Origin of the sequence: Luteitalea sp. (genome assembly GCF_044337415.1) — a bacterium.
GTDB lineage: Bacteria > Acidobacteriota > Vicinamibacteria > Vicinamibacterales > Vicinamibacteraceae > Luteitalea.
The window spans coordinates 1-16007 of the sequence record NZ_JBIINP010000020.1 but is presented as its reverse complement, the minus strand read 5'-3'; the positions used below and the strand labels follow the sequence as shown (position 1 = coordinate 16007).

General features: G+C 69.7%; 11 protein-coding genes. 6 read left to right on the top strand and 5 right to left on the bottom strand.

Features of this window, described 5'->3' with window-relative positions:
* Positions 1-53 precede the first annotated feature (53 nt).
* From glpK to ACIRDX_RS05740, 4 genes are all read right to left on the bottom strand, one after another.
* Entirely contained in the window at positions 54-1550 is a 1497-nt protein-coding gene (gene glpK, locus ACIRDX_RS05755) for a glycerol kinase GlpK (protein ID WP_396624452.1), read from the bottom strand.
* Between the two features lie 174 nt (positions 1551-1724).
* Positions 1725-2516 (bottom strand): MIP family channel protein, encoded by a 792-nt coding sequence (locus ACIRDX_RS05750; protein WP_396624451.1) that lies wholly within the window; start codon positions 2514-2516, stop codon positions 1725-1727.
* Between the two features lie 8 nt (positions 2517-2524).
* Positions 2525-3952, bottom strand: coding sequence for a hypothetical protein (locus ACIRDX_RS05745; protein ID WP_396624450.1), 1428 nt, complete (start codon positions 3950-3952; stop codon positions 2525-2527).
* Between the two features lie 189 nt (positions 3953-4141).
* Positions 4142-5530 (bottom strand): APC family permease, encoded by a 1389-nt coding sequence (locus tag ACIRDX_RS05740; protein WP_396624449.1) that lies wholly within the window; start codon positions 5528-5530, stop codon positions 4142-4144.
* Between the two features lie 257 nt (positions 5531-5787).
* Between ACIRDX_RS05740 and ACIRDX_RS05735 the strand changes: the two genes are divergently transcribed.
* From ACIRDX_RS05735 to ACIRDX_RS05725, 3 genes are all read left to right on the top strand, one after another.
* Positions 5788-10011 (top strand): SBBP repeat-containing protein, encoded by a 4224-nt coding sequence (locus ACIRDX_RS05735; RefSeq protein WP_396624448.1) that lies wholly within the window; start codon positions 5788-5790, stop codon positions 10009-10011.
* 123 nt (positions 10012-10134) lie between these two features.
* On the top strand, positions 10135-10635 hold the full coding sequence (locus ACIRDX_RS05730; protein WP_396624447.1) for a hypothetical protein: 501 nt from the start codon (positions 10135-10137) through the stop codon (positions 10633-10635).
* Positions 10636-10637: 2 nt separating this feature from the next.
* Positions 10638-10811: a hypothetical protein gene (locus tag ACIRDX_RS05725; RefSeq protein ID WP_396624446.1), complete on the top strand. Its 174-nt coding sequence runs from the start codon at positions 10638-10640 to the stop codon at positions 10809-10811.
* 13 nt (positions 10812-10824) lie between these two features.
* Here ACIRDX_RS05725 and trxA read toward each other — a convergent pair whose 3' ends face one another.
* Positions 10825-11295: a thioredoxin gene (trxA, locus tag ACIRDX_RS05720; protein WP_396624445.1), complete on the bottom strand. Its 471-nt coding sequence runs from the start codon at positions 11293-11295 to the stop codon at positions 10825-10827.
* Positions 11296-11605: 310 nt separating this feature from the next.
* Here trxA and ACIRDX_RS05715 point away from each other — a divergent pair, with 310 nt between their 5' ends.
* From ACIRDX_RS05715 to ccoN, 3 genes are all read left to right on the top strand, one after another.
* Complete coding sequence (locus tag ACIRDX_RS05715) at positions 11606-14038, top strand: heavy metal translocating P-type ATPase (protein WP_396624444.1); 2433 nt, start codon at positions 11606-11608, stop codon at positions 14036-14038.
* Positions 14035-14199 (top strand): cbb3-type cytochrome oxidase assembly protein CcoS, encoded by a 165-nt coding sequence (gene ccoS / locus ACIRDX_RS05710; RefSeq protein WP_396624443.1) that lies wholly within the window; start codon positions 14035-14037, stop codon positions 14197-14199. Before ACIRDX_RS05715 ends, ccoS begins: the two co-directional genes overlap by 4 nt.
* Before the next feature lie 13 nt (positions 14200-14212).
* A partial coding sequence (gene ccoN, locus ACIRDX_RS05705) for a cytochrome-c oxidase, cbb3-type subunit I (RefSeq protein ID WP_396624442.1) occupies positions 14213-16007 on the top strand: 1795 nt, incomplete at its 3' end.

Genomic DNA, 16007 nt, shown 5'->3' with positions numbered 1-16007 from the left:
CGCCTCATCCGTCCGATCGCCAGGCGCGGCCAGACCGAACGACGGCGATCGCCTTACGCGTCGTCGCGGGCCCAGTCGCGGGCGCGCGCGACGGCGCGCGTCCAGCGCTTGTACCGTCGGTCACGCTCGTGCTGGTCGATCCTCGGGGCGAACTCGCGATCGAGCGCCCAGTTGCGCCGCACGTCGTCGAGGTCGTTCCAGTAGCCGACGGCGAGGCCGGCCAGGTACGCAGCGCCGAGGGCGGTGGTCTCGCCAACGGCCGGTCGACGCACCGGGACGCCGAGCAGATCCGCCTGGAAGTCGAGCAGGTGCGTGTTCACCGTCGCGCCACCGTCGACCTTGAGGCTCGACAGCGTGATGCCGGAGTCCTGCTGCATGGCGTCGAGCACGTCACGCGTCTGGTACGCCATCGACTCGACCGCGGCGCGAGCCAGGTGCGACGCGGTGGTGTTGCGGGTGAGGCCGATGATCAGGCCGCGCGCGTACTGATCCCAGTACGGTGCACCGAGGCCGACGAACGCCGGCACGAGCAGCACGCCGTCGGCGTCGGTCGACTCCAGCATCAGGCGCTCGACGTCGGCCGAGGTCGGAATCAGCTTCAGCCCGTCGCGCAGCCACTGCACCACGGCGCCGGCGATGAACACCGCGCCCTCGAGGGCGTAGGTGACCTCGCCGTTGCGTTGCCAGCCCACCGTGGTCAGCAGGCCATGGCTCGACGGCTTGGGCGTGGCGCCGGTGTTCATCAACAGGAAGCAGCCGGTGCCGTACGTGTTCTTGGCGCTGCCGGGCTCGAAGCACGCCTGGCCGAAGAGGGCCGCCTGCTGGTCGCCGGCCGCGCCCGCGATCGGGATGGCGCTGCCGAAGATCTCGGGCACCGTGTGGCCGTACACCTCGCTGTTGCTCCGGATGGCGGGCAGCATCGCCCTCGGCACGTCCATCATCGCCAGCAGCTCGTCGTCCCAGTCGAGCGTGTGGATGTTGAACAGCAGCGTGCGCGAGGCGTTGCTCACATCGGTGACGTGCACCGCGCCGCCCGTCAGGCGCCACAGCAGGAACGTCTCGATCGTGCCGAACAGCACCTCGCCCCTGGCCGCCCGTGCGCGCAGGCCATCGTGCGTGTCGAGCAGGTGCTTGACCTTGGTGCCCGAGAAGTAGGCGTCGACGACCAGGCCGGTCTTCTGGCGGATGGCCGCCTCGTGACCCTGCTGCTTCAGGCGATCGCAGATGCCCGCGCTGACGCGGCTCTGCCACACGATGGCGTTGGCCACGGGCGTCCCGGTGGCCTTCTCCCACAGCACCGTCGTCTCGCGCTGATTGGCGATGCCGATCGCGGCGATGTCGGCGGCCGTCAGCCCGGCCTTCGCGATCGCCTCCTTCGCCACGGCGATCTGCGACGACCAGATCGCCTCGGGGTCGTGCTCGACGAGCGCCGGTCCCGGGAAGATCTGCGGGAACTCCTGTTGGGCCGAGGCGACGACGCGACCGTCCCTGCCGAAGACGATGGCGCGGCTGGACGTGGTGCCTTGATCGAGCGCGAGGATGTAGGACATCGGGAATCGGGAATCGGGAATCGGGAATCGGGAATCGGGAGTCGGGAGTCGGGAGTCGGGAGTCGGGAGTCGGGAGTCGGGAATGGCTGGTCAGGGTAGGGCAGGCTCTCCGAGCCCGGCCTGCGGTCAGGGCCACGCCGGGAGAATGGGCCCCACCGTCTCGAAGGGGCGCTGCTACTCGACGCGGCGGATCGGAGCGGCGACGCGGGTGGTCTCCGCGGGGTGATGCGCGCGGATGCACATGTCGTACACGGTGCCGCCGAGCACGCCGCCGACGCACGGCCCGATGATCGGCACCCACCACCAGCCGTTGGCGGCCGTGAAGACGCCGCCGCCCCAGCCGGCCACGGCCGTGAAGAGCCGCGGGCCGAAGTCGCGCGCCGGGTTGATCGCGTAGCCGGCGTTGACGCCGAAGCCCATGCCGATGGCCATCACGGTGAGGCCGACGAACACGGGCGCGAGCGAGGCCGCGGGCGGCGCGTTGCGCTCGTCGCCGATGGCGAACACCATCGCCACGAGCAGGGCCGTGCCCACCACCTGGTCGATGAAGCCGCCGAGGAGGGTGGTGTACGACGCAGGGTAGGTTGCGAAGATGCCGGCCGTGCCTTGCGCGCCGAGCACCTGTCGCACGCCGCCGTCGAAGGCGGCAATCGCCTCGCGATACGTGAGGTACACGACCGCGGCGCCGACGAAGGCGCCGAGCACCTGCGCGACGAGATAGACCGGCACCTTGCTCCACGGGAAGCCGCGTCGCACGGCGAGCGCCAGGGTGACCGCCGGATTGAGGTGCGCGCCGCTCACGCCGGCCGAGGCATACACGGCGAGGATCACGGCCAGGCCCCAGCACAGGTGGATGGCGAGCGGACTGCCTGCGGCATTGGCGCTGGTGACCGTCTGTGCGACGACGCCGAGGCCGAAGGTGAGGAGGAGGGCCGTGCCGAGGAATTCCGCGAGGGCTTCACGCATGGTGGTCGCTATCCAGAGTGGCTCACCGACTTGAGATCGGCGCGTTGTTCCGCGTAAGACGTGTCGAAGGCGGCCACGCGCGGGTCGTGCGTCCAGCCCAGGCGGCGGCACGCATCGGCGTAGAGCGCCGGCCACCAGTTGTCGTGGTTCGTGAATCCGTCGCGCTTCCAGGCGCCCCAGTCCATCAACACGCGCGACCAGGCGCGGTCGCCGGCGCGGAGCGCTTCCTGCTGGCTCGGCATCGCCCCCACGTACCACTGCTTGCCGATGCGGGCGTGCAGCACCTCGTCGGCCCAGTCGTAGTCCTGGAAGGTCGCCGCCAGTGGCGAGCCCGCGGCTTGCGCGATCTCCCACTCGTACCGCTTGCCGTGGCGGGGCATCAGGCCCTGCTCGATGAAGTACAGCACCGCGTGACGGTCGAGCGCGTCGATCTGCGTGTTGAGCCCGAGCGACCACGTGAAGTTCACCTTCACGAGCGCGGGCCAGTCGACGCCGAGCTCGGCAAACAGCACCTCGCCCATCATCGCGTGGCGCGCCTCGTCCCACAGCTGCCGCGTCATGTCGCGCACGTAGCCCCACGGCTTGCCAGGCGTCTCGACGATGATGCTGGCCATCATCTCGGGGACGTCGATCTCGCGCAGGCGCTTGTAGGCCAGCATGAGGAGCTTCGGCTCGGGCGGGAACGACGTGTCGTAGATGAAGGCCTCCGCGTTCACCGCCATGTTGTAGGGATCGGGGAACCGGGCATCGCGCTGCGGCACGGGGTCGAAGGCGCGTGGCGTGGCCGAGAAGCGGGGCGCTGGCGTGTCTGGCGCGTCCTCGGCCGTGCCGTCGAGGCCGTGCGCGGCCGCCAGGGTCGTGCGCAGGGCCTCGAGCCACGTCGCCTCAGGTGCGTCGACGGCCGCAAGGGCCGCAGCCGCCTGTTGTCCGGAGGCCAGCAGGTCGGCAAGGTCGAGTCGTGCGTGCCGCAGCAGGTGGCGCGTCGGCGCATCCGCAAGCGGGTGCGCATCGGCGTGCAGGGCGGCGCAGGCCTCGTCGAGCGCCGGCAGCAACACGGTGTAGAGCCCGGCGCAGAGATGCGTGCCGTCGGGCGCATGTCGCACCTCGTCCAGCGCGAGCTGCAGCGCCGGATCGAGCGGGTCGTCGAGGCCCAGCGGCGGCTCGCGCATCTCGCCCACACGGCTCCGGATGGCGGCGACCAGGTCGGCCAGCAGCCACGCGTGGTGGCTGTACAGCATCTTCAGTTCGTACTGCGGTTCCGCCGTGAGGCGGGAGACCAGCGTGCCGTGTGCCGCGCGCGCCGTGCCGTGCAGGCGCTTGAGGCGCGCCACCGTGGCATCCACGCTCAGGCCGGGCGCGGTGGCCTGGGGGATCGAGCACAGGCCAGCCAGGACCGGCAGGCCGGGAACGGGAGCGGGAGGAGGCGTGACTGGCATGCGGAACTCCGGGATGGCCGCAGTGTAATGCCGAATGCCGCGAGGCCGAATGCCGAAGGGGCAGGGCGGGGCCCCTCATGCCTCATGCCTCATGTCTCATGCCTAAGGGGCAAGGACGAAAGGACAAAGGACAAAGGACAAAGGACAAAGGACAAAAGGTAGGGCCGGCTGTCCCAGCCCGGCCCAGGCCTACGCGACGGCGAAGGGCCAGCGCCGCGTCTGCTTCGACCAGACCAGGAACGCCACGCCACCCGCAGCCAGCAGCGCGAGGCCGAACAGGATGACGAACGGGTCGGTCGTCGCGAACAGGAAGAGCCAGCCGAAGAGCGCGACGACCAGCGGCACGGGATAGAGCCACACGCGGAACGGGCGGGGCAGGTCCGGCTGCTGGCGGCGCAGCAGCACGAGCGCGGCCATCTGTCCGATGAACTGCACGAGGATGCGCATCGTCACCAGGGCATCGATGACGATGCCGAGGCTGAGCGTGCTGCCGATCATCGCGAGCACGCCGACGGTGAGCAGTGCCACGTGCGGGAAGTGCTGCGTCGGGTGCAGGCGCCCGAACACCGGGAAGAACGTGCCGTCGAGCGCTGCCGCATACGGGATGCGCGAATAGCCGAGCAGCAGCGCGAACACCGAGCCGAACGCCGTCCAGAGCACCAGCAGCGTGAACACGCTCGCGACGGAGGTGCCGTACAGCCGCTCCATGAACACCGACACGATGAAGTCCGACTTCGGGTTGGCCGAGGCCGGCACGAACTCGCGCCACGAGACGACGCCGATGATCGACAGGTTGATCGCGATGTAGATCAGCGCGACGGCGAAGACGCTGAAGATGATCGACCGCGGGATCACGTAGCCCGGCTCGCGCACCTCGTCGCCGATGTAGCAGATGTTGTAGTAGCCGAGGTAGTCGTAGATGCCGACGCGGGCCGCGCCGCCCAGGCCGAGCAGGAACCCGATCGAGAAGTTGAAGGCCCCGGGCGGGAAGTCGAAGGCCACCGACGACTGGAAGAACAGCGCCCCGCTCACGATCACGGCCAGGGTCGTCAGCAGCGTGCCCACCCACAACGTGACCGTGAGCCGGCCCACCGAGTCGATGCGTCGGTACAGCAGCGCGATGTTGACCACGCCGACGGCCATCGCCAGCGCCACCACCCAGGTGCGAGGCATCTCCGGCCAGAAGTAGCGCGCGTACTGCGCGAAGCCGATGTAGCCCGAGGCGATCTCGAGCGGCCCCGACAGGATGAACTGCCAGATGAACAGGAACGCCATCAGGCGGCCCAGCTTCTCGCGCCCGAAGCCTTCGCGCAGGTACTGGTAGGTGCCGCCGGACCCCGGCATCGCCGCGCCGAGTTCGCTCCAGATGAGCCCGTCGGCAATCACGATGACCAGCGCCACCAGCCACCCGAGCAGTGCCTGCGGCCCGCCCAGCGCCGTCATCAGGAGCGGGATCGTGATGAACGGCCCGATCCCGATCATGTTCGACATGTTCAGCGCCGTGGCCTGCAGGAGGCCGAACTGGCGCACGAGGCCGTGCGTCTGGCCGGGATGCGGGGTGGGGGGCGCGCTGCTCATCGAGTGCGGCGAAGTATATCCGCGAGGCGGCGGGGCGCCGCCTCGTGCAATGCCGCGATGCCGCGATGCCGAAGTGCCGCAAGGGCGCGTGGAAGGGCTGCTGTCCCGACGACGCCCGGAGGGAGGGGCTCGGCCGGCCCGGTCCCCCAGGGCGGAGTCCGCCGATGGCTGGAGGGCGAAGGCCTGTCACGTTTCCCGTGCTGGCAGCCACCTCTCCACGGCTCAATCCGGCAACCGCGGTCCCTTCAGGAGGTCATGTGGCGTCAGTCGCCTTCGTTCGTCGATCGTTCCTCGCGCACGCGCTCCTCAGCCTCGCGCTGGCCATCACGGTGCCGACGTGGTGGCAGACGCCCCGCGCGGGCGACGTCGGCGCCACGGCTCCCCCGGCATCGCTGCCGACCGACCAGGGCGCCGTGCGCCGGCTCTCGCCGGGCGAAAGGTCGCGCGCCCTGGATCGCATCGCCGGCGTGCCGCTCCACTTCGAGCGGAACATCGGGCAGGCCGGCCAGGACCTCGACTTCGTGGCCACCGGCGCCGGCTACCGCGTGGGCCTGTCGTCGGGCAGCGCGACCGTCGTGCTGACCGACCGCGACCGCGTCTCTGGCACCTTCCGCTTCGCGCTCGAGGGCGCCAGGACCGGCCTCGTGGCCGAGCCGCTCGACACGCTGCCGGGGACGACGTCCTACTACCGTGGCAACGACCCCGCCGCGTGGCAGGTGGGCGCCACGACCCACGCGCGTGTGCGGTACGCCAACGTGTTCGATGGCGTCGACGTCGTCTACTACGGCAACCAGCAGCGCTTGCAGTACGACTTCATCGTCGCCCCCGGGGCCGATCCCGCGCAGGTCGCCTTCCGGGTCGAGGGCGCCGAGCGTGTGTCGCTCGGAGACGACGGGCAGTTGCAGATGGCCGCGGGAGGTCGGGTCCTCGAGCAGGCGGCGCCCTACACCTACCAGGTGGTCGACGGGCAGCGCCGCGAGGTGTCGAGCCGCTTCGTGCTCGAGGGCACGCGGGTGCGGTTCGAGGTCGGCGAGTACGACCGTGCACGCGCCCTGGTCATCGACCCGGTGGTCGCGTACGCCTCCTGGCTCGGCGGACAGAGCGAGGAAGGCATCCTCGACATCGCCATCGATGGCGCAGGCAACCTCGTCCTCTTCGGCTTCGTGCAGGACGCCGCGGTCCTGGTCGACTTCCCGACGACCGACGGTGCCGTGAAGCGGACGCGCAACGGTGCGTTCGACTTCGACGTGTTCGTCACGAAGTTCAATCCGTCTGGCACCACGCTGCTGTTCTCGACGCTGCTGGGTGGCAGCGACTACGAGTTGTTCGACGCCTACAACTACGAGGGGGGCCTTGCCCTCGACACGGCGGGCAACATCCATGTGACGGGCACGACGCAGTCGGGCGACTTCCCGACGACGACGGGGGCCTTCGACACGACCTACAACAGCGATCCGCGGCCCAGCAACGTCGCCGACGGCTTCTACGTGAAGCTCTCGTCGACGGGCGCCCTGCTCTACGGCACCTACTTCGGCGGGCGCGCTAACGATCAACCGCACGGGATCGACGTCGATGCCGCCGGCAACGCCTACATCGTCGGCGAGACGTCGTCGACGACCACCGCCGACCCGTCCGTCGGGGGCTTCACGCTGACCGGTGATGCCTTCGACACGACGCTCCAGAACACGGAGGCGTTCCTGCTGCGGTTCAGCGCCGCCGGCCAGCTGACCTACGGCACCTACATCGGCGGATCCTCGAGCGAGGCGCAGGACTCGACCGACGTGCGGGTGTCGCGCACCACGCCGAACGTGGTCTATGTCGTCGGAGACACCCGCAGCACGAACCTGTTTCCCGGTGGGCTGACGCCGGCCTTGCCGTCGAGCAACTCGGGGAGCCGCGACGGATTCGTCCTCCGGCTCAATCTTGCGCTGACCGGCGCCGCCCAGGCGACCTACGGCACCTACTTCGGAGGCACCGGCGAGGAGACCGTCGCGTCCATGGCGCTCGATGCCAGCGACAACGTGTATGTCGCCGGATCGACCAGTTCCTCGAGCGCGACGTTCCCGCAGGCGGTCACCGTGCCAGGGTCGGTCGCGCCGAGCGGCACCGACGTGGTCGTCGCGAAGTTCAACCCGGCCGTGTCGAGCGCCGCCAGCCTCGTGTTCGCGGCGCGCATCAACGGGTTCTACACCGACACGGGCTACGACATCGCGCTGGACTCGCAGAACCAGCCCTGGGTCGGCGTCAACAGCGGGTCGCTGTCGCCCACGCCCAATGCCGCGCAGGACTTCCCGGTCGTCAATCCGGTCCAGAACACGCGATCGGGCAACGGCCAGCACCAGATGATCGTGCAGTTGAACGCCGCAGGCACGGCACTGCTGATGTCGTCGCCGATCGGCGGCCGCGGCGGTCGGGGCGGGCCCGTCGGCGTGGCCGTGACCGGCAGTGACGAGGTGTGGGTGGGCGGGTCCTCGTCCGGGGGCACCGACCGCCTGGCGGTCGTGACGCCCTTCCAGGCCAGCTACGGCGGCGGCGATGCCGATGCGACGCTGCAGCGCATCGGCCTGCAGGCGGACCTGACCCTCACCAAGTCCGTCGACAAGCCGTACCCCCAGGTCACCGTGCTGCCCGGCGAGTCGATGACCTACACCCTGGTGGTGAACAACGCCACCGGCGACACGGTGCGCAACGTGGTGGTCACCGACAACCTGCCGGCCGAAGTGGTCTTCGTGTCGTGCGCCTCGACGGCGGGCGGCGTGTGCAGCGGATCGGGCAACAACCGCACGATCACGATCCCGTCGCTCGCGTCGGGTGCCTCGGCGACCATCACCATCGCGACGACGGTCGCGGCCGGTGTCGGTCCGGGACAGGTCTGGACCAACACCGCCACTGTCGCCCACAACGGCTCGACCGATCCGAACCCCGGCAACAACACGGGCAACGTCGGCAACGGCGCGCCGACGCTGACCAACGCGGCGGGAGACGCTGATGGCGATGGTCTCAGCAACGGGTTCGAGCAGAAGTTCGGACTCAACGGGCTCAACAACAGCCCGGGCGAGGGCGCCGCGGGCGACCCGGACGGCGACGGCAAGACCAACGCGCAGGAGCAGGCCGAAGGCACGCACCCGCGCGGCTTCGTGATCACCTTCCTGGCCGAGGGCGCGACGGGCGGCTTCTTCGACACGCGCCTCGCGATCGCGAACCCGACGGGCACGCAGGCCCTGGTGCTCACACGGTTCCAGAAGGGCGACGGCACCACGATCAGCGACTATCGCGTGATCCCGCCGTTCAGCCGCTCGACCATCGATGTGGAGACGCTGGCGGGCCTCGAAGGCGCCGAGTTCTCGACCCTGGTCGAGGCCGACGTCCAGGTGGTGGCCGACAGGACCATGAGCTGGGATGGCAACGGCTACGGCAGCCACGCGGAACGGGGGATCCTCACGCGGACCGCCACCCGCTGGTACTTCGCCGAGGGTGCGACGTTCGGGCCCTTCAACCTGTTCTACCTGGTGCAGAACCCCAACGCGACACCCGCGCAGCTGCGGGTGACGTACCTGCTCGGGACGGGCGCGCCGCTGACCAAGACCTACACCGTGGCGGCACAGAGCCGCTTCAACATCTGGGTCGACAACGAGGGCGTGACCGACCCCGCGCTCGCGGCCCTGGCCAACGCGGAGCTCTCGGCCATCATCGAGTCGACCAATGGCGTGCCCATCATCGCCGAGCGGGCCATGTACCTCGACCAGCCGGGACGGGCGCTCGGGGCCGGCCACGAGAGCGCCGGCGTGACCGCGCCGGCCACGCAGTGGTTCCTCGCGGAGGGCTCCACGGGCAGCTACTTCGACCTGTTCATCCTGATCGCCAACCCGAACCCCACGCCGGCGACCATCGAAGCCGACTACCTGCTGACCACCGGACAGGTGATCACCCGGTCGTACACGGTGCCCGGCAACAGCCGCTTCAACATCTGGGTGGACCAGGAGCCCGGACTGGCCGACGTGGCCGTGTCCACGCGCGTCCGCTCGACCAACGGCGTCCCGATCATCGTCGAGCGCTCGATGTGGTGGCCGGGCCCGACGTCGGCGACCTGGCAGGAAGCACACAACAGCCCGGGCGAGACGACCACCGGCACGCGCTGGGCCATGGCCGAAGGGGAGAGCGGAGGACCGCGCGATACCGACACCTACGTGCTGATCGCGAATACCTCGCCGTTTGCCGGCACCATCAGGGCCACGGTGCTCTTCGAGGACGGCACGCCGGCAGTGACCCGCGAGTACGCGATTGGCGCCAGCGCACGGTTCAACATCGCGCCCGCGGCCGACGAGTTCTTCCCGGAGACGCGCGGCAAGCGGTTCGGCATGCTGATCGAGAGCATCGGCGGCACGCCGGCGCAGATCGTGGTCGAACGGGCCATGTACTCCGATGCGGGCGGGGTGAACTGGGCCGCCGGCACCAACGCGCTCGCGACGAAGTTGCAGTAGCGGGATGACACGGGTAGGGCGCGGTGTCCCGCCGCGCCCTACCTTTCCAACCCGGCCTTCGCGTCCACCGTCTCCGCGGTGACGACCGCCAGCCGGCCGCTCACAACGTACAATCTCCGCACGATGTCCAGCCTGCTCCTGCGCCTCGGGCGCCTGGCCCTGATCGGGGTCGGCGTCCTCGCCGTGTCGCTGCCTGCCCGCGCCCAGGCACCCTCGCCCGACGAGCGAGAGGTCGTGGCGACGATCCAGAAGCTGTTCGACGCGATGGCGTCCTGCGACGAGGCTGCCATTCGCGCGATCACGGTGCCGGAGGGCCGGCTCTATCGGGTCAGCGTCGGCGCCGACACGCCCATGCGCAGCGTGACGCTCGACGAGTTCGCGACGAGTTTCGGCAAGTGCGGCCGCAAGATGCTCGAGCGGATGTGGACACCGCAGGTGCGGGTGCACAAGGGCATCGCCACGGTGTGGACTCCCTACGATTTCTGGCTGAACGGTGCGTTCAGCCACTGCGGCATCGACAGCTTCGAACTGGTGAAGGCTGCCGACGGCTGGAAGCTCACGGGCGGCAGTTACACCATGGAGCGGGAGGGGTGCACCCCGAGCCCGCTCGGTCCCCCGAAGTAGCGGTGTCCAACCGCGCCGTCGGCCCGGCCATCGGCATCAAGGCCGCGACCACCTCGGCTGGCGACGCTGCGTTCTACCTCGTCATCAAGCGGGCCGCCGGCGTGGTGCGAAGGATCACCTACAAGGTGCCGCGCGAGAAGATGCTCGAACTGGCCAGGGCCCTCTCGCAGCCCTGACCGGTCGTGCGCCTCAGTCGCCGTCGGCGACCGCGCCCCTGACGAACGCCTCGATCTGCTCGGCCGACATCGCGCCGGCGGTGCGGCTCACGAGGTCGCCCCGGTCGAACACGGCCAGCGTGGGGATCGACCGGATGCCGAGCCGACCCGAGAGGTCCTGCAACGCGTCCGTGTCCACCTTGGCCACCACGAGGCGCCCCGCATTGCGCTGCGCCACCATCGCCACCTGCGGCGCGACCATCCGGCACGGCCCGCACCACTCGGCCCAGAAGTCCACGAGCACCGGCAGCGCCGACGACGAGACGAGGGCATCGAAGAGGGCGGCCGAGGGGACGTCGACCGGCTTGGCCGGCGGGCCGAGGTCGGTGTGGCACTTGCCGCACCGGGTGGGCTGGCCGAGGTGCGCGAAGGGGAGGCGGTTGGCCGCACCGCACGATGGGCACGAGGTGATGAGGCCGCGGGGGTCCAGCTTGAGGCCTGGCATGAGCGACTCCCTGCCGCCCTCGAACGGGCGGCTGCTGGACCACTGTAGCGCGTCGGCGCTTTCCGGGATCGGGCTGGCGCGGGTGCATGGGACCGTCGCACGCTGACCACCGGCAGGGACTATCGAAGGGTGGTGACGCTCCAGCGCAATCGATCCGCCGAATTTTCGGCAGTCGGTGGGGAATAATGCCGGGCTTGCGGCGCCCTGCCGGCAACTCCGTGCGTAAGGTCGCCTGCAATCGCGTTGTCACGTCTGGCCCGGATGTTGCCTCCTGCAGTCGTACCCGCGCCCTCCCGCGTGGGTTCCCTGCGTGACGACTGCGTCTTCCACCACCCTCGACTGCACCGGAGCCCTGCCCGAGGCGCCCGTGCTCTGCCGCCACTGCGGAGACACGTGCGCCGACGCCGGCGTGCGGACCCCGGCCGGGACGTTCTGCTGCACCGGCTGCGAGTCGGTGTTCACCCTGTTGCAGACGCACGGCCTGACGCAGTTCTACGCCTGCGATACGGGCGCCGGCCTGTCGCAGCGGGCGGCGACGTCGCGCGATGCGGCACGCTTTGCCCCGCTCGACGACCCGCTCATCGCCCAGCGCTTCATCGACGCCGACGACGGCACGTGGGCGCACGCCACCTTCTCGGTCCCGTCGCTGCATTGCGCCTCGTGTCTCTGGTTGCTCGAGCAGTTGTGGCGCTTCGACGAGGGGGTCGGCCGCAGCGAGGCCGACCTGATGCGCCGTACGGTGCGTGTGGCGTTCCGGCCGGGGCACACGACGCTGCGCGCGGTGGCCGAGCGCCTGGCCTCGCTCGGCTACGAGCCCGTGATCGACGCCGAGCGCGCCGCCGGCCGGATGCCTGCCGCCCGCCGCGACCTGCTGCTGAAGCTCGGGATCGCCGGTTTCGCGGTCGGCAACATGATGCTGTTCAGCATCCCGCGCTACGCCAACGGCGCGCCGCTCGAGCCGGCCTTCCAGCGGCTGTTCGACACGCTGAACGTGCTGTTCGCGATCCCGGTGCTGCTGTACAGCGCGTCGGACTTCTTCCGCTCGGCCTGGCACAGCCTGCGCATGCGGGCGATCACGCTCGACGTGCCGGTGGCCATGGGCCTCTCGGTGCTGTTCGGCCGCAGCCTCCACGACATCGTCACCGGCAGCGGGGAAGGTTTCCTGGACTCGTTTGCCGGGCTGGTCTTCTTCCTGTTGATCGGCCGGCTCTTCCAGCAGGTGGCGTTCGACCGGATCGCGTTCGATCGCACGGTCAAGTCGTTCCTGCCCCTGTCGGTGCGAGTGGTCACGGACGGCACGATGACCATGCGACGGATCGAGGAACTCGCGCCCGGCGACGAGATCGTCCTGCGACCGCAGGAGGTCGTGCCCGCCGATGCGTGCCTGCTCGACGCGCGCGGGCGCATCGACCTGGCGTTCGTCACGGGCGAGCAGGAGCCGGTGGCGGTGCATGCCGGTGACACCATCGGTGCGGGCGGGCGCGTGGTCGGCGAGGCGCTGCACCTGCGCGTGCTTCGCCGCGTGTCGCACAGCCGGCTGGCGGAGTTGTGGAACAACCCGGTGTTTGCGGCGCGCGACGCGCACTGGCTCACCGACGTGTCGGCCCGCTTCGGGCACTGGTTCACGATTGGCGCCGTGGCGCTGGCCGCGATCGGGTTCTGGGCCTGGTGGCCCGATGCCCGCATGGCCGCCCAGGTCGCGACGGCGGTGCTCATCATCGCGTGTCCCTGCGCCCTCACGCTCGCCGCGCCGATCACGCTCGGCACGGCCCTCGGCAAGCTGGGCGAGGCCGGCGTGTACCTGAAGCAGGGCGCCGTGGCGCTCGACCTGAGTCGCATCGACACGGTGGCCTTCGACAAGACGGGCACGCTCACGACGGCCGAGGCTGCGGCGTCGGTCGACCTGCACGGGCTCGATGCGGTGGACTGGGCGCGCGTGCGGCGGCTCGCGGCCGAGTCGGTCCACCCGGTCAGCCGCGCCCTGGCGGGACGCGCCCCTGTCGAGGGCACGGTGCACGACGTGCTCGAGCGCGTCGGCGAGGGCATCGAGGGCACGGTGGATGGCGCGCGGGTGGCGCTCGGCGCCGCCTCGTTCGTGTCACGCGTCGCCGGGACCGGGGTGGGGACCGAGGCCGGCACCGAGCCGGGGCGGACGTGGGTGGTCGTGGATGGTCGCGTCGGCTGGCTCACGCACGAGACGCCCGAGCGTTCTGGCATGACCTCGGTTGCCGCGCGCCTGGCCCGTTCGTACGAGACGTGGCTGCTGTCGGGCGATCACGACGGCGAGGCGGCGCGGTGGCGCGTCGTGTTCGGCGATCGCATGCGGTACCGGCAGGCCCCGGACGACAAGCTGGCGGCCGTGCGGGAACGGCAGGCGGCCGGGCGGCACGTGCTGATGGTGGGCGATGGCCTCAACGACGCGGGCGCGTTGGCGGCGGCCGACGTCGGCATGGCCGTGAGCGACGAGACGGCCTGCCTGGTTCCGGCGTGCGACGCCGTGATCCGCGGCGACCGACTGGCGCTCCTGCCCGAGGTGCTGGCCTACGCCCGACGGGCGCGGCTGGCGATTCTCCTCAGTTTCTGGGTATCGGTGCTCTACAACGTGTTCGGCCTGTGGCTCGCGCTCACCGGCCGGCTTACCCCGCTCGCCACGGCCATCCTGATGCCGGTCAGCTCCATGACCGTCGTGGGGGTGGGCGTGGGTCTGATGCGGTTCAGGGCCCCGGGAGGGGCAGCGCGATGAACGTGATCTTCTTCCTCATCGCTGCCGGCGCCGTGGTCGCCGGCGGCTTCCTGGCCGCCTTCGTCTGGGCCGTGCGGTCAGGGCAGTTCGACGACACCACCACGCCGGCTGTCAGGGTGATCCTCGACGAGCCAGGCCGGTCCGCCCCTCAACCGAAGTGAAGGGTTCCAATCCATGCATGATGTGAATCAGTCGCCCGGTGCCGGGCCCAACGCGCCGAGCGGCGCTGCCGTCGAGACCTTCGCGTACGACAACGCGATCGTCAGGAACTTCATCATCGCGACCTCGATCTGGGGCGTGGTCGGCTTCCTCGTGGGGCTGATCGTCGCCCTGAAGCTCGTGATGCCGGAGTTCCTGAACTTCATCCCGCAGCTGTCGTACGGCCGCTTGCGGCCGCTGCACACCAACGCGGTGATCTTCGCCTTCGCGGGCAACGCGATCTTCGTGGGCGTGTACTACTCGCTGCAGCGCCTGTGCAAGGCGCGCATGTTCAGCGACCTGCTCTCCACGATCCACTTCTGGGGCTGGCAGCTGATCATCGTGTCGGCGGCGCTCACCCTGCCGTTCGGCTTCACGACGAGCAAGGAGTACGCCGAGCTCGAGTGGCCGATCGACATCGCCATCACGCTGGTGTGGGTGGTGTTCGGCATCAACATGCTCGGCACCGTCTACAAGCGGCGCGAGCGGCACATGTACGTGGCGGTGTGGTTCTACCTGTCCACGTTCATCACCGTGGCACTGCTGCACGTGGTCAACTCGTTCGAGTTGCCGGTGTCGTTCCTCAAGAGCTACTCGTTCTACGCCGGGGTGCAGGACGCGCTGGTGCAGTGGTGGTACGGGCACAACGCGGTCGCGTTCTTCCTGACCACGCCGTTCCTCGGGATCATGTACTACTTCATCCCGAAGGCCGCCAACCGCCCGATCTTCTCGTACCGGCTGTCGATCGTCCACTTCTGGGCGCTGATCTTCATCTACATCTGGGCGGGCCCGCACCACCTGCTGTACACGGCGCTGCCCGACTGGGCCCAGACGCTCGGCACGGTCTTCTCCTTCATGCTCATCGCACCCTCGTGGGGCGGCATGGTGAACGGCCTGCTGACGCTGCGCGGCGCCTGGGATCGCGTGCGCGAGGATCCGGTGCTGAAGTTCCTGGTCGTCGGCGTCACCGCCTACGGCATGTCGACGTTCGAGGGGCCGATGATGTCGCTCAAGAACGTCAACGCCATCACCCACTACACCGACTACGTCATCGGCCACGTGCACGTGGGGGCGCTCGGCTGGAACGGCGGCCTCTCGTTCGCGATGCTCTATTACATCGTGCCGCGCATCTACGGCACGACGCTCTACTCGGTGAAACTGGCCAACACGCACTTCTGGCTGGCGACGCTCGGCGTGCTGTTCTACGCGATCCCGCTCTACATCGCGGGCATCACGCAGGCGCTGATGTGGAAGGAGTTCACGGCCGACGGCGCCCTGCGCTACGGCAACTTCCTCGAGACCGTCGTCCGCATCCTGCCGATGTACTGGCTGCGCATCGGCGGCGGCACGATCTTCCTCGTTGGCGCGCTGCTCGCGCTCTTCAACCTGTACAAGACCGCGAAGTCGGGCGTGTTCCAGCCCGGCGAGGAAGCCAAGGCCGCTCCGCTGTCGGCTGATCCCGAGAAGGCCGGCGCCGCGTGGCATCGTGCCCTGGAAGGACGCCCGACCCAGTTTGCGGTGCTCTCTCTGGTGGCGGTGATCATCGGCGGCGCAGTGGAGTACATCCCCACGGCGCTGATCCGGGCCAACATCCCGACGATCGCCACCGTGCACCCCTACACGCCGCTCGAACTCGAGGGCCGAGACCTGTACATTCGCGAGGGCTGCGTCGGCTGCCACTCGCAGATGATCCGCCCGATGCGCGCCGAGACTGAGCGCTACGGCGACTACAGCAAGCCGGGCGAGTTCGTCTACGACCACCCGTTCCTGT